The following is an 18,272-nucleotide window of genomic DNA, read 5'->3' on the forward strand; positions in this document are numbered from 1 at the left end:
GATTCGGGTCGCGCGCCTGATGGCCGGCGACGGCGGAAGCCTACAATGGTGGGCACCGGGCCCCCGTCTCCACCGAACCCGCCGATGACGACCCGAGGAGAACAGGGAGGATCGTGACCCGACGTCTCCCTTCCACGCCGCCGACGCTTCCCGGATTCGAGTTCATCCGGGTGCTCGGGTCCGGCGGCTTCGCCGACGTGTTCCTCTACGAGCAGAACATGCCTCGCCGCCTCGTCGCGGTGAAGGTCCTGCTCGCGGGCGTCGTGAACGACGACCTGCGTCAGATGTTCCAGGCCGAGGCCAACCTCATGGCGCAGCTGAGCTCGCACCCCTCGATCCTCACCGTGTACCAGGCGAGCGTCGCCGCCGACGGGCGGCCGTACCTCGTCATGGAGTACTGCTCCGCCTCGATCGGCCAGCGCTATCGCGCCGTCCAACTGCCGCTCGGCGAGGTGCTGTCGATCGGGGTGCGCATCGCGAGCGCCGTCGAGACCGCCCACCGATCGGGTGTGCTGCACCGCGACATCAAGCCCTCGAACATCCTGACCACGGCCTACGGGCACCCGGTGCTCTCGGACTTCGGCATCGCGGCCACGCTCGGACAGGCCGAGACCGCCGATCCCGTCGGGCTCTCCATCCCCTGGTCGGCGCCCGAGGTGCTCCGCGACGAGATCTCCGGAACGGTGGCGAGCGAGGTGTGGTCGCTCGGCGCGACCGTGTACTCGCTGCTCGCGGGCCGCAGCCCGTTCGAGGTGATCGGCGGCGACAACCAGGCGCAGGCCCTCATCACCCGCATCTCGAAGGGCAAGCTGCCGCCCACGGGGCGGGTCGACGTGCCCGCGAGCCTCGAGGCGGTGCTCGCCCGCGCGATGTCGAAGCAGCCGAAGGCCCGGCAGAGCGGAGCGCTCGAGTTCATCCGCGACCTCCAGGCGGTCGAAGAGGAGCTCGGGCTCCCGCAGACGCCGATCGAGGTGGCGATGGACGACTGGGCCCTCGCCACGGCCGTCGATCTCGACGAGCGCACCCGGGTGAATCCGGCGCGCCCGACCTCCGACGTCGTGCGACGCCGCCGGCGCGCCGCCGCGCAGCGGCCGGCGCCGTCGTCGCGGAACGGGGCGACCGAGACGACGGGTTCGCGCGGACGCAGCGCGCCGCCGACCGCCGGACGGCTCGCCTGGGGCATCTCCATCGTGGCGGTCCTCCTGCTCGGACTGGTCGGCGCCGGTGTCGTGGCCGTCATCCAGAACACGCGATCCATCCCCGTCGTCACCGATGTCCGTGGCAGCGCCGTCGGCGCCGAGGTCACCTTCGAATGGGTCGATCCGGGTCTCCAGCCGGGTGACGCCTACATCGTCCGGGTCGACGGGGATGCCTCGCCGATGCAGCGGGAGACCAGCTACTCGATCGACGCGGGGGAGCGCGACCGCGTCTGCGCGAGCGTGACGGTCACGCGCGACGGCAAGTCGGGAGCACCGAGCGCCGAGCGCTGCGTCGAGGTCGAAGGCGTCGGCTGATGCGACTCGCGATCCCGCGTCGTCATCGCTCGGCGGTCCTCACCGGCGTCGTGGTGGCCGCGGTGGTCGGCCTCGTGGGTGCGATCGCGGTCACGAGCGGCGGCTACGCCTCGCAACGGGTCGATCTCGGCGACGGCGCGGTGTGGGTGGCGAACGAGGGCGCCCAAGTGGTCGGCCGCGCGAGCACTGCGGCGCTCGAGCTCAACTCGGTCGTCGAGACGGGCGGGGGCGCGACGATCGTGCAACGGGGATCGACGGTGCTCGTCCTGGACTCCGATCGCTCGAGCGTCGGCATCGTCGATGCGGCGACCAGTGAGCTGACCCAGCCGGTCGCGGTACCGCCCGAGGTCACGACGCTCGCGCTCGCCGGCTCCTACGTGGTGCTCGCGGCCGACGGCGACGTGTGGCGCACCCCGCTCGCCCAGTTCGACGAGTTCGAAGCGGGTGACGACCCGACGCTGAACTTCGGCGCCGACGCGGTGATCTCCGTCGACCCCGCCGGCGTGATGTTCGCGGTCACTCCCTCGACCGGCGAGGTGGTGGAGGTCGACGCCGCCGGCAGCGCGACGGTGTCGTCCGAGTGGCGCATCGAGCGGGCGACGGATCACGACGTGCAGATCACGTCGGTCGGCGGTCGCTGGGCGGTCCTCGACGTCGACACCGGTGTGCTCGAGCTCGACGGCCGGGCGATCGACCTCTCCCGTGAGATCGAGTCCGGCGACCAGGTCCGGCTGCAGGCCCCCTCGTCGACCGCCGGCGAGATCTGGGTCTCCACGCGGCAGTCGCTCCTCGCCGTCGACCCCGACACCGGGGCGGTGCGCCGCGCAGTCGTCGATCGCTCGGGCTGGCCTCTTCCTCCCGTGGTGCTGAACGGCTGCGTCCACGCGGCGTGGTCCGGCGACGGCGCCTGGCGATCGTGCGACGGCGCGCCGGGTGAGCTGTTCCCGCTCGAGGGCGCCACCGGCGACGACCTCGACTACCTCGCGAACGGCACCGCCCTCGTGCTCAACGATCGCGGCAACGGCCGCACCTGGGCCGCGAGTCGGGACTACCAGCGAATCGACAACTGGACGGACCTGCTCCAGGTCGAGCGCGACGACCAGCAGCTCGAGCGCAACGATCCCGAGGACCGGCCGACGATCGAGAAGCGCAGTGCCGAGCCGGTCGCGGAGGACGACGTCTTCGGCGCCCGCCCCGGACGCTCGACGCTGCTGCCCGTGCTGCTCAACGACTACGATGCGAACGGCGACGTGCTGATGATCGAGCAGCCCGAGGAGCGGCTGCCCGAGTGGGCCAGCCTCGACCTCGTCTCCGAGAACCAGCAGCTGCAGCTCACGCTCTCCGAGGAGGCGACCGGGGTGCTGCGGTTCGCCTATCGGATCGGCGACGGGCACGGCGGCATCGCCACGGCGGACGTCGAGGTGACCGTGCGCGGCAGCGACGAGAACGCGGCGCCCGAACAGCGCCGACGCATCCATGCCGACGTCGCCGTCGCCGGCCGCCTCACCACTCCCGTGCTCGGCGACTGGGTCGATCCCGACGGCGACCCGCTCTTCCTCGCCGAGTCGTCGGCCGACGCGCCCGACCGGGTCTCGTGGTCAGCGGAGGGGGACGTCGTGTTCCACGCGGACGCGGGCTCGACTGGCGAGCGGGTCGTCGGGCTGACCGTCTCCGACGGCCGCGCCGCGGCGGGCGGGACGCTCGAGGTCACGGTGCATCCCGCCGGCGAGGTGCCGATCGTCGCCGAGCCGTTCATCGCACTGGCGACCGCGGGCGAGGAGATCCGGATCGACCCGCTCCGCCACGTCCACGGCGGCACCGGGCAGGTCGCACTGACGGCCGTCCCGGCAAAGCCCGACGTCGAGATCACCCCCGACTACGACGGCGGCACCTTCCGCTTCTCGAGCACCGCGGTGGGCACTCACCACCTCGAATACACGGTGAGCGACGGCGGAGCTCCGGTGACCGGCGTCGTGCGGGTCGACGTGCAGCCGCCGCCCGATCGCGACCCGACGCCCATCACCGTGCCGCACACGGCCTTCCTCCGCGTCGGCGACCCGGCCGACGTCGATGTGCTCGCCACCGACATCGACCCGACGGGCGGCGTGCTCGTCATCACCGACGCCGCCCGCGACCTGACGGGCGTGCAGATCGAGGTCATCGAGCACCGGCTGCTCCGGGTGACCCTCACGGCTCCGCTCGAGTCGGGCTCGACGAGCTTCGCCTACCGCGTGAGCAACGGCCTCGCGGAGGCGGAGGGCGAGGTGACGCTCGTGCAGATGCCCGAGCCGGCGCTCGCGCAGCCGCCGGTCGCCGCCGACGACACCGTCTCGGTGCGCACCGGCGACGTCATCGACATCCCCGTGCTCGAGAACGACGAGCACCCCGACGGCATCCCGCTGCTGCTCGCGCCCGAGCTCGCCTCGAAGCCCGAGGACGGGCTGCTGTTCGCCTCGGGCGACCGGCTGCGCTACTTCGCCCCAGAGGCCCCGGGCACGTACACGGCCACCTATCGGGTCGACGACGAGCGGGGCCAGTACGCGAACGCCGCGGTGACGATCACCGTGCGCAAGGCCGATCCCGAAACGAACGTCGTGCCCGTGCCCGAGGCGGTCGACGCACGGGTGATCGCCGGCGCGACCGTGCGCATCCGGATCCCGCTCGGCGGCATCGACGCCGACGGCGACTCGGTGCAGCTGCTCGGCCAGCAGTCGAACTCCGAGCTCGGCACGGTGGAGGCGACCGGTCCCGACTGGCTCGACTATCGTGCGGCCGACTACTCCGCGGGCACCGACACCTTCGCCTACGCCGTCATCGATGCGCTGGGCGCCCGGGCGGAGGGCACGGTGCGCGTCGGCATCGCGCCGCGCAACGAGCGCCCCGCGGCGCCCGTCGCCGTCGCGGACGTCATCACGGTGCGGCCCGACCGCACGATCACGGTGCCGGTGCTCGACAACGACTTCGACCCCGCGGGCGGGGCCCTCAGGATCGTCGCCGTCGAGCCGAACGGGGAGGGCGCGGCACGCGTCGTCGGCGACCGGATCGAGATCGACGTGCCCGCGGCGGAGAGCGAGTTCGGGTTCGCCTACACGATCGCGAACGACACGCTCGGCAGCTCGTCGAGCTTCGTCACCGTCATCGCGAGCGACGACGCGCCGCTCGCCCGCCCCGAGGCATCCGACACCGTGCTCACGCTGACCGACATCGTCGGCGTGGAGACCGTGGTCGTCCCGGTGCTGCGCGGGGTCTTCCTCGCCGACGGCGACGAGCGCGCGCTCGGCGTCGACCTCGTCGACGGCTACCGACGCGGTGCCGACGTGCTCGACGACGGCTCGATCCGCGTCACGGTCGAGGACCGCCGGCGCATCATCCCCTTCGTGGTGTCGCACCCCGAGGACCCGAAGGTCACCGCGTACGCATTCGTGTGGGTGCCGGGCCGTGACGATGCACTGCCGCAGCTCCGCGCCGACGCACCCGACGTCGAGGTGCGCAGCGGCGAGGCCGTCGAGCTCGAGCTGGACGACTTCGTCATCGCCGCGTCGGGGCGCCCGGTGCGCATCACCGACGAGGCGAGCGTGCTCGCCTCCCACAGCGACGGCTCTTCGCTCGTCGTCGACCGCGACACGCTCCGATTCCGCAGCGAGCCCGGCTACGTCGGGCCGGCCTCGATCTCGTTCACGGCGACCGACGGGGAGTCGGCCGAGGATCCCGACGGGCGCACCGGCACCGTCGTCATCCCGATCGAGGTGCGTTCGAACGAGGACGAGCCCCCGGCGTTCACCGGCGGCGTGATCGACTTCGAGCCGGGTGAGCGGAAGACGATCGACCTGGGCCTGCTCACGCAGCAGGCGAGCTCGTCCGAGCCCGACGAGCTCGCCTACGAGGTGCTGCCGCCGGCGGCCGAGGGCTTCGACGTCGAGCTCGACGACGCCGACCTCACGATCACCGCACGCGCCGAGACCGAGCTCGGCACCGAGTCCTTCGTCTCGATCGGCGTCTCGGACGACGCGGGCGAGGGGAGCGGCGGCCGGATCGTCCTGCGGGTGGTGCCGTCGACGAAGCCCGTGGCCCGCCCGGCCGACGACACGGCGATCGCCGCCCGGGGACGGACCACGTCGATCGACGTGCTGGCGAACGACGAGGCCACCAACCCCTTCCCCGACGTGCCGCTGCGCGTCGTCGACGTCGAGCTGGGCGACCTCCCGAGGGGCGTCGCGATCTCGCCCAGCGAGGACCGCTCGACGCTCACGGTCGAGGTCTCCGAGTCGGCCGCGCCGATCAACACGACGGTCCGCTACCAGGTCGAGGATGCCACGGGGGAGCCGTCGCGCCGGGCCTGGGCCGCGGTGACGGTATCGGTGCAGGATCGCCCCGCGCCCGTCATCTCGCCCCTGCTCACCGGGTTCGGCGACGGCACCCTCGACATCGCCTTCGGCGCCGGCGCGTTCAACAACTCGCCGATCACGGGCTACGAGCTCGTCCAGATCGATCCGACGTCGCGCGACGTGCTCAGGACGACCGTGTGCGAGACGACGAGCTGCACGATCCCGACACCCGGCAACGGTCAGGCCAACGCGGTGATCGTCGAGGTCCAGGCCCGCAACGGGATCGGGCTCTCGGATCCGGTGACGGTGCCGGGGTCGGTCTGGTCGGACGTCGTCCCCCCGCCCGCCGACGGGCTTCGCGCGCTCCCGCGCGACGGGCGCCTCCGGGTCGAGTGGAGTCCCGTCTCCAGCGGGTCGGGCAGCGCCGTCGGGTCGTACGTCGTGACCGTCGCCGGCGTCGCGACCGAGGTCTCCGCGTCGTCCGCGTGCACCGCGTCGCTCTGCAGCGTCGACTCGCAGTCGATCCCCAACGGCAGCCGGGTGCCGGTCGCGGTCAGCGCGCGCAACCAGGCGTACCCGGCGCTCGCGACGTGGACTGAGGCGACGACCGCGGGCACTCCGTTCGGCGCGCCGATCTCCGGCGCGATCGACGTGGCGGGGGATGCCGCGGCCGGCACCGTCACCGTGACGTGGGCGCCGTTCTCGGGCAACGGCGACGCGATCGCCGGCTACTTCGTGCAACGACTCGTCGTGGGCGAGACCGCCGTGCCCGGCGGGTCGCAGGCCTGCTCGGTGACCGCCCCCGCACCCGGCACGGTGGTGCCGCCCTCGACGGGCGGCACGGTCGCCGAGACGATCGGCGTCGGCCCCGACACCTCCAGCGTCCGCTTCACCGGGACGGCGGCCGAATCGGCCCGCTACTCCTTCGTCGTCTGGGGCTACAACCGGGCGGGATGCGCGCACACCGCGGTCGCCGGCACCGTCGTGCGGCCCGCGCCCGGCGACGTCGACCGCGTCGACAGCCGGATGGCGTGGAACGGCGCGGAGACCTGGGACCGCTACATCGACGGGGTCGACGTGGACGCGCCGCGCCTCGAGATCGTCGCCGTCGACGAGAACGGCGTGCAGATGCCCGGGTCGATGCGTGAGTTCCGCGGCTCAGGCTGGCTGCGCGACCTGCTCAACGGGCGGTTCGACTTCGGCGAGACCGGCCGGTTCCAGGTGCGCGGCTGCAGCGTGTGGGGCAGCTGCGGCGCCTGGTCCCAGGTGCTGCCCTCGGGCGGATCGCCGTCACTCACCTTCGCGCTGCCGAGTCGCCTCTGGGACGACCGCGGCACGAGCTGGTCGTGGACGAGCCCGCCCGACAACTCGGGCCTGCCCGCGACGTTCAGCTGCGGCATCGACGGCGACCGCGGTCGCCGGGCGCAGACCCCCACGAGCTGCCAGATCGCGGGCGTCAGCCCGGGCGACCGGGTCTGGTTGGATGTTGAGGTCGCCGGTGTCACAGCCCGGTACGTGGCGACGAGTAAGGAGCCGTCATGACGATGTCCGCAGATGATGCCGCGCGGTTCGCCGCGACCCTCGACCGCCTCGTCGGTGCGGTCGAGGAGGTGCTGCTCGGCAAGAACCGGGTCGTGCGACTCGCGTTCACCGCGCTGCTCAGCGAGGGGCACCTCCTCCTCGACGACGTGCCGGGCACGGGCAAGACCTCGCTCGCACGCGCGATGGCGCAGTCGGTCTCGGGGTCGAGCAACCGGGTGCAGTTCACCCCCGACATCCTGCCCGGCGACATCACCGGCGTGACGGTCTACGACCAGCGCTCCGGACTGTTCGAGTTCCACGCGGGGCCGGTGTTCGCGAACGTCGTGCTCGCCGACGAGATCAACCGTGCGAGCCCGAAGACCCAGTCGGCTCTGCTCGAGGTGATGGAGGAGGGACAGGTCACCGTCGACGGGCAGTCGCACCCGGTCGGGCATCCGTTCATGGTGATCGCGACCCAGAACCCGGTCGAACAGGCGGGCACCTACCGGCTGCCCGAGGCGCAGCTCGACCGGTTCCTCATGCGCACCTCGATCGGCTACCCCGATCACGCCTCCACCATCAGGATCCTCGAGGGGGCCGACCAGCGAGCCCACGACCACCGCGTCGATCCGCAGGTCGATGCCGCCGAGGTGATCGAGCTCGCCGCGCTCGCCCGCACGGTCTTCGTCGACCCCACCATCCACGACTACGTGTCGCGGCTCGTCGACGCCACCCGCACCGCGCGCGAGGTGCGCCTCGGTGTGAGCGTTCGCGGCGCACTCGCCCTCATCCGCACGGCGAAGACGCACGCCGCCGGCCGCGGGCGGCACTACGTGGTGCCCGACGACGTCAAGGCGCTCGCCGAGCCCGTGCTCGCGCACCGGCTCATCCTCGACCCCGAGGCCGAGTTCGACGGCGTGACCGCCTCGAACATGATCGCCCAGGTGCTGATCGAGACGCCGCCACCTTCGACGAGGCAGGCGATGTGACCCTCAGCCCGACGCGAACGACGATCCCCGAGGAGGCTCGCAAGGAGGGCGTGCTCGCGGTCGTCATCGGGCGTGCGGTGCGCGCGGCCGCGGCCGCCGCCGCGTTCGTCGCGGAGGCCGCGCGGTCGGTGCAGGGCGTCGTGACCCCGCTCGGCTGGTGCGTGCTCGCCGCCGGCGTCGTCGCGCTCGTCGTCGGCTACGGATTCGGCCTGCTCGAGGTGGTCGCGCTCGGTTGGGCGCTCCTCGTGCTGATCGCGGCCGCCGCCCTGTGGCTCGTCGGGCGCGGTGCGGGGCAGGTGCGGCTCGTCGTGCCGACGCCCAGGGTCGTCGTCGGCGAGCACGCGGAGGCGCGACTCGTCGCGGTCAACCCCGGCCGGCGACGGTTCGGCGGCGTGCAGCTCGAGCTGCCCGTCGGCGGCGCAGTCGTCGAACGGGTGCTGCCGGGCCTGGCTCGCGGAGGCGAGTACGAGGTGCAGTTCCGCATCCCGACCGATCGCCGCGGCATCGTCCCGATCGGTCCGGCCCGGACGGTGCGCGCCGACCCGATCGGCCTGATGCGCAGGGAGATCGTCTGGTCCGAGACCGCCGAGCTCAAGGTGCACCCCCGTACGGTCCCGATCGCGGCGCTCAGCAGCGGGTTCATCCGCGACCTCGAGGGCTCGCCGACCCGCGACCTCACGTCGAGCGACATCGCGTTCCACGCACTGCGCGAGTACGTCCCCGGCGACGACCGGCGCTACATCCACTGGAAGAGCTCGGCGAAGACGGGCACCTTCATGGTTCGCCAGTTCGAGGAGTCGCGGCGCAGCCGGCTGATGGTCGTGCTCGACCTCGAGCCCGGGGCGTATGCGAGCGATGCGGAGTTCGAGCTGGCGGTGGGCGCCGCGGCATCGGTGGGCGCGCGTGCGATCCGCGACGCGCGCAGCGTCTCCTTCGTCGTCTCCGGTCGGCAGTCCGGGCGCGTCGGCTCGATGCGCGAACTCCCGACGGTGTCGCGCGACCGGCTCGTCGACGCGCTCTGCGTCGTCGAGCGGGAGGAGCGCGTCGCACTGCTGCCCGACGTGGCCCGGGCCGCCGCCGAATCGCTCCACGGGCTCTCGCTCGCCGTGCTCGTCACCGGGACGGCGCGGGGCACGGGCCCGTTGCGCTCCGCCGCGAGCCGGGTGCCCGCCGGGGTCGACGTCGTCGCCGTGCGGTGCTCGCCCGAGGGCGAACCGACCGCCCGTGCCGTCGCCGGTCTCACGGTGTTCGGCATCGGCTACCTCGAAGACCTCCGCGCGATGCTCGCGAGATCGGCGTCGGTCGCATGACGGCCCGCGAGGGGAGCGCCACCGCTGCCGGGCGGGGGTGGTCGACCGCGCTCAGCGTCGCACTCGTCGTCGCCATGCTCGTCGCCGCGATGATCCCGTGGTGGCCGACGTACGAGAGCCCCCCGTTCTTCACTGCGGCGGGCGCCGCGATCGTCGCCGGCGCGGCGATCGGCGTGGCCGGGGCCCGATTCCGAGCCCCCGCCTGGGTGGTCGTGCTCGCGGTCGTCGCCGCGTACCTCGTGCTCGGCGTCGCGGTCGCCGTGCCCGATCGTGCGCTGTTCGGACTGCTGCCCACACCCGAGGGCCTCGCCGAGCTCGTGGCCGGGGCGGCGCTCTCCTGGAAGCAGCTCGTCACGATCGCCGTACCGGTCGGCTCGTACCAGGCCCTCCTCGTGCCGCCCTTCCTCCTCGGGCTCGTCGCGTCGACGAGCGCCGTGAACATCGCGCTCCGATCCCGTCGACCGGCCTTCGCGGTGCTGCCGCCCGCGGCGCTCCTCCTCGCCGGCATCGCGCTCGGCGTCGTGCACGCCACCTTCGCCCTCGAGGCCGGGCTCGTCTTCTTCGTGACCGCCGTCGCGTGGCTCGCGCGGATCAGGATCGCGCAGCGACGGCGCATCCCGAGCGGCCGGCCCGTCGAGGCCACGCTCGCCGATGCGCGGCGCGTGGTCGGGGCATCCGCCCTCATCGCGGTCGCCCTCGTCGGGGCGACCGCGGCCGCCGTCGTGCTGCCGATGCCGGCGCGCACCGTGGTGCGCTCCGAACTGCAGCCGCCCTTCGAGCCCCGGCAGCACGACAGCCCGCTCGCCGGGTTCCGCACCGCCTTCGGCGAGGAGGTCGCCGAGGAGCCGATGCTCGAGGTGCACGGCCTCCCCGCCCGGGCCGGCCTCAGGATCGCGGTGCTCGACACCTACGACGGCATCGTCTACACGGTGGGCGGCGACGACGGCAACGGCGTCTCGGGCCGGTTCAGCCGGGTGCCCTACCGGCTCGACCAGCCCGACGACTACGGCCAGGCCGAGCGGATCGACGTCTCGATCCTGGGCTACGACGACGTCTGGGTGCCCGGGATCGGGCGGCTCGAACGCATCGACTTCTCCGGTCCCCGCAGCGACGAGCTCGCCGAGGGGTTCTTCTACAACGACGTGACCGGCACGGCGGCCGTGCAGCAGGGGCTCCGTGACGGCGACCGGTACACCGCGGTGTCGATGGTGCCGGCGCCGCCGCGCGACGTCTCGGTGCTGCGCCCCGGCACGAGCATCCTGCCGCCGATGCCCGAGCTGCCCGATGAGCTCGAGGACCTCCTCGACGAGTGGGCGCCGCCCGCCGACGCGGAGGGCCAGCGACTCGCGGCCGTCATCGAGGGCTTCCATCGCGACGGCTTCGTCAGTCACGGCCTCGACGGGGAGCGGAGCCGTTCGGGGCATGCGCTCGACCGGATCGCCGAACTCGCCGCGGAGCGGCCGATGGTCGGCGACGGCGAGCAGTACGCGGTCGCCGCCGCGCTCATGGCACGCCGGATCGGATTCCCCGCACGGGTGGTCGTCGGGTATCTCCGCCAGCCGGGCACCGAGTACGACGTGGAGGCCGACGTCGTGCGCTTCCGGAGCCAGGACCGCCAGGCGTGGATCGAGGTGCAGACCTCCGACGGGGAGTGGGTCGCGATCGACCCGAATCCGCCGCTCCGCCCCATCCCCGACAAGGAGCCCGATCAGCCGCAGAGCGTCTCGAGGCCGCAGTCCGCACTGCCGCCGCCCGCGGAGTTCACGCCCGTCGACGACGACGCGACGAAGCCGGATGCCTCCGCCGACGACCCGTCCGACGGCACGGCCGGGTGGCTCGAGGCGCTGCTCGCGGTGCTCGAGGTCTCCGGGGTGGTGCTCCTCGGCCTCGCCGCGATCCTCAGCCCGTTCCTCGCCGTGATGGTCGCGAAGCTGCGGCGGCGTCGACTGCGCCGTCGCGCCGACACCGCCGTCGAACGCATCGAGGGCGGGTGGCGCGAGTTCGCCGACTCCGCGAGCGACTACGGCTACACGATCGTGCCGAACGCGACGCGTGCCGAGCAGGCGGCGATGGTCGGGGGGCTGGGGCCGCTCGTGCTCGCCTCGGTGGTCGACCGGGCGGTGTTCGCCCCGGACGGGCCCGACGACGGCGACGACCGACGGGTCTGGGCCACGGTCGACGAGCTGCTGCGACGGCTCGGCGAAACACGTCGGCCGATCGACCGCCTCCGGGCCGCGATCTCGTTGCGCTCGCTCGGCGGGTACGCTGTGACGCGGAGAGGAGCACGTTCGTGAGGTGTCGGATCTGCGGAGCCGAGCTGCCCGCCGAGGCGATGTTCTGCGGCGAATGCGGCAGTTCGACGAGCGCGACCCCCGAGTCGCGGCGGCGCGCCGACCCGCGGCCCGGCGACACGACGGTCGTCGACCGGATCCGGACCTCCCAGCGCAACAGCGGGGTGATCAGCGTGCCCGTCGAGGGGTTCGCCGCCGCCGTGCCGATCCCCGATGCCGGCGTGGCTGCGCCGGCCGCGCCGGCCGAGCAGGCCGCGCCGCCGGTGGCCGAACAGCGCGCCGCACCGCGGTTCACGCTTCGGTTCAGCACCGGTGAGACGCTGACGGTCTTCGGCACCGGTCTCATCGGGCGTCGGCCGCTGCCGCAGCCTGGCGAGGAGTTCGACCATCTCGTGCAGATCGCCGACCGCACGCTCTCGGTCTCGAAGACCCACCTCGAGTTCGGTGAGCACGAGGGCGTGCTGTGGGTCGCCGACCGCTTCTCCGGCAACGGCACCGTCGTGCGGCGGCCCGACGACGGCGCGCTCCGCTGCGAGCCGGGGCGCCGCTACCTCGTGCCGCGCGGCAGCCGGGTCGAGCTGGCCGAGCAGTCCTTCGTCGTCGCCTGAGGTCAGCTCCTCCACAGACGGCGTGCGACGCCCGCTGTCCACGCGCGGCCAGATGCCGCGCCGCACGGGTGCGACGGGTGATCGGATGTCCCGGTGCACCCTCTCGACCACGCCGACCCGAGCCCCCTGCTGCTGCCGCTGACGCTGCCCCAGGCGCCTCCTCGGCCCGAACGGCCGGGATTCCCGGTGCTCGCCACCCTCGCCCCGGTGGGCGGTGCGCTCGCACTGTGGGCGATCACGGGTTCACCGTTCTCACTCGTCTTCGCGGTGCTCGGCCCGGTCGTCGCGATCGCCTCGCTGCTCGACGCCCGTCGACAGGCGCGACGCCGGCTCCGTCGCGACGAAGCCGAGCGGGAGGCGCGCCTCGACGAGCTCCGCGCGGAGATCTCGGCCCGCCATGACGAGGAGCGCCGTGCGGCGTGGCGGGCGACGCCGTCGCCCTCGTCGATCGTGGCGAGCCCGGCGCGGCCCGTGTGGACCGATCGGACGCCGCCGCCGTTCGTGGTGGGCACCGGGGCCAGGCGCAGTGCCGTGCGCGTCGACGGCGTGCCGTCCGATGCACGCGACCGTGCGGTGCTCGAGGCCGCGGCCCGGCTCACCGGGGCCCCGGTGCTCGCCGAGCCGTCGACCGGCGTCGGCTACGTCGGGCCGCTCGCGCTCGCGCGCTCGGCCGCACGCGCCGCGATCGTCCAGCTCGCCGGGCGCCTCGACCCCCGAGCGATCGCGGTGGCCGCTTCGCCCGGCGCCGAATGGGAGTGGGTCCGGCGACTGCCGCACGGCCGGCTCGACGCGGGGTCCGCCGAGGGCGTCGGCGCGACGTGCATCGTCGTCATCGACCCGGCGTCCGAGCGGGGGGTCGCCGCGAACGGGTCGGGCGCCGGTGCGGGGGTCGTCGAGTCGACGGCGCACGCGGGCTCCGCGGCCAGCGGTCGTTGGCAGCGCACATCCCGCGCGAGATCCGCGGAGCCGTTCCGCCTCGTCATCGCGGAGGAGGTGCGGCACCTGCCCCCTGGGCTGGCCACCGTCGTCCGGCTCGCCGGCCCGCGTGCGGCGGTCGTGCACCGCGACGGCGTCGCGGCGCCCGCGGCGATCGAGCCCGCGCTCGTCGGGCTCGTGGAGGCCAACCGGTGGAGCGACGCCGTGGCGGCCGTCGCCGAGCGGCTCGACCTCGCGGGCGACGACCGGATCCCGCGCCGGGTCGTGCTCGCCGAGCTGCCCGCCGAGATCGAGGGGGCGCACGCCCGCACCTCGCTCGCCGTCGCCGTCGGCGCCTCGTCGGCGGGGCCGCTCGTGCTCGACCTCGTCGAGCACGGTCCGCACGCGCTCGTCGCCGGCACCACCGGCAGCGGCAAGAGCGAGTTCCTTCTCGCATGGCTCGCGGCCCTCGCCCGGGCGTACCCGCCGTCGCTCGTCTCATTCCTGCTCGTCGACTTCAAGGGCGGCGCGGCCTTCGAGCCGATCCGATCGCTGCCCCATGCCGTGGGCGTCGTGACCGATCTCGACGAGGCCGAGGCGCTGCGTGCGGTGCAGAGCCTGCGGGCCGAGCTGCGGCATCGCGAGGCCGTGCTCGCCGGGGTCGGCGCTCGAGACCTCCGCGAGCTCGGCGAGGAGGTCCCGCTCGCCCGGCTCGTGATCGTGGTCGACGAGTTCCAGGCGATGATCGAGCGATTCCCCGAGCTCGGCGGGGTCATCGCCGACATCGCGGCCCGCGGCCGTTCGCTCGGCGTGCATCTCGTGCTCGCCTCGCAACGGCCGAACGGCGTGGTGCGCGAACAGGTCACCGCCAACTGCGCCATCCGGGTCTCGCTCCGCGTCATGCAGCGTGCCGACAGCCTCGCGATCGTCGGCACCGAGGAGGCCGCGGAGATTCCGCCGGATGCGCCGGGGCGGGCGGTCGTCGACCGCGGTGACGGTCGGCCGTTTCGGTTCCAATCGGCGATCGCCGACGAGGCCGCCGTTCTCGGCGCCCGGGTGGCGAGTGCAACGCTGCCGCGCGCTCGCCGGCCCTGGGTCGACCCGCTTCCGAATCGCATCGCGCCCGACGAGCTCGACGGGCTCGTGGGCTCCGAGGGCCAGGTCGCCGGCACCGCGGGTCACGCGGGTGCTCCGGCCACCGTCGGCGCGCCGGCCGCCGGCCGGGCGCCGCGCGGCTTCGGGCTCGTCGACGAGCCCGAGCTCCAGCGACGCTCCGTGGCCGTGTGGAACCCGGCGGTCGACGGTCACCTGCTCGTGGCGGGTGCACCGGGCAGCGGCCGTTCGACGGCCCTCGAGGCGATCGCCGCCGTCGTGCGGGCCGGGCACGGCGCATCGTCGGTCGTCCGGCTCGAGGGGCCGCGGAGTGCCATCTGGGACACCGTCGAGCGGCTCGCCCGCGGCGAGCACGGGCGCGTTGCCGTCCCGCGGCTGCTCGTCATCGACGAGCTCGACACGCGCTTCCGCTCGTGGCCCGACGACTATCGGGCGCTCGCACTCGAACGGCTCGAGACGGTGCTGCGGGAGGGGCGTGCACGCGGGCTGGCGGTGGCCGCCGCGACGACCCAGTGGCTCGGCGTCCCGCACGGTCTCCGCGACGCCTTCGGCGTCCGTCTCCTGCTGCGCCACCCGACCCGGGCCGAGCTCGCGCAGGCCGGGGGAGCGGGCGAGCTCTGGCGGGCCGCCGAGGTGCCGGGCTCGGGCCAATGGCGCGGGCGGCGCGTGCAGGTCGTCGATGCGCCGCGCCCGCAGGTGCCGAGCCCCGCGCGTCCCGTGGAGCACGTGCCGATGCTCGAGATCGAGCCGGGCGCGCGCATTGCGCTCGTGACCACGAGTCCGACGCCCGACGCCGAGGTCCTCCGCGGTGTTGGGCGCTCGCCGGTCGTGCTCGGGCCGCACGCCGACGCCGCGACCCTCGCGGCCCTCGGTCGCGGAGATGCGCCGATCGTCGCGGTCGGCAGCGCCGAGGCGTGGGCGGCGCAGTGGTCGCTCCTCCCGACGATCCGGGAGACCGCGACGATCCTCGTGCGCGGCGGGGCATCCGAGTACCGCGCACTCATCGCCGATCGCGCGCTGCCGCCCCTGCTCGACGAAGGAGGCGCCCAGCTGTGGCTGCGGCCGCCCGGCGGTGCGACCGTGCGGAGGACGTGGCCGATCGCCGAAGCGACAACCGATTCCGCCGTGTGAGACGCGAATGGAAACGGATTCCGTGCAGAACGTTCCAAGAAATTAACGATTCGGACATCAATTGGTGCGTGATCGACCTGCAGTGTGTCAGTATCTTCCCACCCCGCATGCGCTTGCAACCGAAATGGAGTCCCTCGTGAGCACTCGGCCCCTGCCCCAAGACCCGATGATCCGCTCGCTGATCGCACAGGCGCGCCAGTCGCAGCTGAATCGTCGTACCCTCCTCGCCGGCGCCGGTGCCGGCGCGACCGCCCTCGCCCTCGCCGCCTGCTCGACCGGCGGAGGGCAGGCGAAGCCGACCGCCGCGGCCGACACGTCCGAGACCGACAAGACCCTCAACTGGGCCAACTGGGCCGCCTACATCGACGAGGATGAAGACGGCAACTACCCGACGCTGGTCCGCTTCACCGAGGAGACCGGCATCGAGGTCAACTACGAGGTCGCGGTCGACGACAACAACACCTATTACGGCAAGGTCAAGGACCAGCTCGCCCTCGGCAAGGACATCGGGGCCGACACCGTCTGCCTCACCGACTGGATGGTCGGCCGCTGGATCCGCTTCGGCTACACGCAGGAGCTGAACCACGACAACATTCCGAACCTGGCGAACCTCACGCCCGCGCTCGCCGACCCCGACTTCGACCCCGGTCGCAAGTTCTCCGTCCCGTGGCAGGGCGGCTTCGCCGGCATCGCCTGGAACAAGGAGGCCATCCCCGGCGGCCTCACGAGCGTGTCCGACCTCTGGGACGCTTCGCTCAAGGGGCGCGTCGGCGTGCTCTCCGAGATGCGCGACACCATGGGGTGCATCATGCTCGACATGGGCGTCGACATCGCCGGCGACTGGGGCGATGAAGAGTACACGGCCGCCATCGAGGTCCTGCGCCAGCAGGTCGAGGACGGCCAGGTCCGCAACATCAAGGGCAACTCGTACCTCGAAGACCTGAAGAGCGAAGACACCCTCGCCGCGATCGTCTGGTCGGGCGACATCACGGTGCTGAACGCCGAAGCCGGCGACAAGTGGGAGTTCGCCCTGCCCTCCGCCGGCGGAACGCTGTGGAACGACAACTTCCTCGTGCCGGTCGGCTCGCCCCGCAAGACGAACGCCGAGACGCTCATCAACTACTACTACGAGCCCGAGGTCGCCGCAGAGGTCGCCGCCTGGGTGAACTTCATCACCCCGGTCATCGGCGCGAAGGAGGCCGCGACGGCCATCGATCCCGAACTGGCCGAGAACCAGCTCATCTTCCCCAACGAGGAGACGCTGTCGCAGGCTCACATCTTCCGCACGCTCTCGGGTGCGGAGGAGCAGAAGTACCAGGCCGAGTTCCAGTCCATCCTGCTGGGGTCGTGACGGTGTCGATCCGAGAATTCGCCGAACGCGGCGCAGACCTCGAGCTCGTCGGCATCCAGAAGCGCTTCCCGGGCTTCACCGCGATCGAAGAGCTCAATCTCACGATCCCCGCCGGTTCGTTCTTCGCCCTGCTCGGCCCCTCGGGCTGCGGCAAGACGACGACGCTCCGGCTGGTCGCCGGCCTCGAGGAGCCCACGCAGGGCCGCATCCTCATCGGCGGCACCGACGTCACCTCGACGAAGGCGCACCAGCGCCCCGTCAACACGGTGTTCCAGAGCTACGCGCTCTTCCCGCACATGTCGATCCTCGAGAACGTGGGCTTCGGGCTGAAGCGCCGGCGCATCGCCGACGCCGAGGCGCGCGCCCACGAGGCGCTCCGGCTCGTCGAGCTCGACCACCTCGCGCAGCGCCGCCCCGCCCAGCTCTCGGGCGGCCAGCAGCAGCGCGTCGCGCTCGCGCGGGCGATCGTGAACCGACCCGCCCTGCTGCTCCTCGACGAGCCGCTCGGCGCGCTCGACCTGAAGCTGCGCCGCCAGATGCAGCTCGAGCTGAAGTCGATCCAGGAGGAGGTCGGCCTGACCTTCCTCCACGTCACCCACGACCAGGAGGAGGCCATGACCATGGCCGACACCGTCGCGGTGATGAACAAGGGCGCGATCGAGCAGATGGGTGCTCCTGAAGAGCTCTACGAGCTGCCGCGCACGGCGTTCGTCGCGAACTTCCTCGGGCAGTCGAACCTCTTCACGGGCGCGGTGGTCGGCACGACCGACACCGCGATCACGGTCGACGTGCAGGGCACCCCGGTGATCGTCCCGACGGCCCGCGCGGCGCGCCACCAGGGCGAGATCACCGTCGGCGTCCGTCCCGAGAAGGTGGCGCTGCACCGCGAGGCGCCCGCCGCCTCCTCCGAGCGCAACCTGATCGGCCCCGGCCGGGTGATCGACGTCTCCTTCTCCGGGGTGAGCACGCAGTACCTCGTCGCGGTGCCCGGTATCGGCACGCTCACGGTCTTCGCGCAGAACGTCGGCTTCGGGCCGGTCGCCGCGGAGGGCGCGGAGGTGTGGATCAGCTGGGAGATCGAGCACGGCTTCGGCCTCGAGGACGAGCCCGGCGAGGGCGGCCGGTTCCCGTCCGACACCGACACCCGGTCGATCGCCGCGCAGCGGCGCGATGCGCTCGTCGCGGAGCTCGAGGAGCACTGACC

At 73.0% G+C, this 18,272-nt stretch carries 9 protein-coding genes; all 9 read left to right on the forward strand.

Annotated elements, in window-relative coordinates; translation table 11 throughout:
* Positions 1-110: 110 nt before the first annotated feature.
* Entirely contained in the window at positions 111-1,514 is a 1,404-nt protein-coding gene (locus tag ACFVTR_RS04160) for a serine/threonine-protein kinase (RefSeq protein WP_387035387.1), read from the forward strand.
* On the forward strand, positions 1,514-7,381 hold the full coding sequence (locus tag ACFVTR_RS04165; RefSeq protein WP_387034997.1) for an Ig-like domain-containing protein: 5,868 nt from the start codon (positions 1,514-1,516) through the stop codon (positions 7,379-7,381). The genes ACFVTR_RS04160 and ACFVTR_RS04165 overlap by 1 nt, the downstream gene beginning before the upstream one ends.
* Positions 7,378-8,349, forward strand: a complete 972-nt coding sequence (locus ACFVTR_RS04170) for an AAA family ATPase (protein ID WP_387034999.1) — start codon at positions 7,378-7,380, stop codon at positions 8,347-8,349. Before ACFVTR_RS04165 ends, ACFVTR_RS04170 begins: the two co-directional genes overlap by 4 nt.
* Complete coding sequence (locus tag ACFVTR_RS04175) at positions 8,346-9,659, forward strand: DUF58 domain-containing protein (RefSeq protein WP_387035001.1); 1,314 nt, start codon at positions 8,346-8,348, stop codon at positions 9,657-9,659. Before ACFVTR_RS04170 ends, ACFVTR_RS04175 begins: the two co-directional genes overlap by 4 nt.
* Positions 9,656-11,953, forward strand: a complete 2,298-nt coding sequence (locus ACFVTR_RS04180; RefSeq protein WP_387035003.1) for a transglutaminaseTgpA domain-containing protein — start codon at positions 9,656-9,658, stop codon at positions 11,951-11,953. Before ACFVTR_RS04175 ends, ACFVTR_RS04180 begins: the two co-directional genes overlap by 4 nt.
* Positions 11,950-12,558: a hypothetical protein gene (locus ACFVTR_RS04185; RefSeq protein WP_387035005.1), complete on the forward strand. Its 609-nt coding sequence runs from the start codon at positions 11,950-11,952 to the stop codon at positions 12,556-12,558. The genes ACFVTR_RS04180 and ACFVTR_RS04185 overlap by 4 nt, the downstream gene beginning before the upstream one ends.
* Before the next feature lie 93 nt (positions 12,559-12,651).
* A complete protein-coding gene (locus tag ACFVTR_RS04190; RefSeq protein WP_387035007.1) occupies positions 12,652-15,717 on the forward strand; it encodes an FtsK/SpoIIIE domain-containing protein in 3,066 nt (1,021 codons plus the stop codon).
* A gap of 136 nt (positions 15,718-15,853) precedes the next feature.
* Positions 15,854-17,068, forward strand: coding sequence for a PotD/PotF family extracellular solute-binding protein (locus ACFVTR_RS04195; protein ID WP_376940941.1), 1,215 nt, complete (start codon positions 15,854-15,856; stop codon positions 17,066-17,068).
* Positions 17,069-17,070: 2 nt separating this feature from the next.
* Positions 17,071-18,270 (forward strand): ABC transporter ATP-binding protein, encoded by a 1,200-nt coding sequence (locus tag ACFVTR_RS04200; RefSeq protein ID WP_387035009.1) that lies wholly within the window; start codon positions 17,071-17,073, stop codon positions 18,268-18,270.
* Positions 18,271-18,272 lie beyond the last annotated feature (2 nt).

Origin of the sequence: Agromyces sp. NPDC058126 (genome assembly GCF_042884595.1) — a bacterium.
Lineage (GTDB): Bacteria > Actinomycetota > Actinomycetes > Actinomycetales > Microbacteriaceae > Agromyces.

What these genes read in the sequence shown, in the direction of transcription:
- ACFVTR_RS04165 (WP_387034997.1), top strand. Translation starts at nt 1,514, where the DNA reads ATGCGACTCGCGATCCCGCGTCGTCATCGCTCGGCGGTCCTCACCGGC.
- ACFVTR_RS04170 (WP_387034999.1), top strand. Translation starts at nt 7,378, where the DNA reads ATGACGATGTCCGCAGATGATGCCGCGCGGTTCGCCGCGACCCTCGAC.
- ACFVTR_RS04180 (WP_387035003.1), top strand. Translation starts at nt 9,656, where the DNA reads ATGACGGCCCGCGAGGGGAGCGCCACCGCTGCCGGGCGGGGGTGGTCG.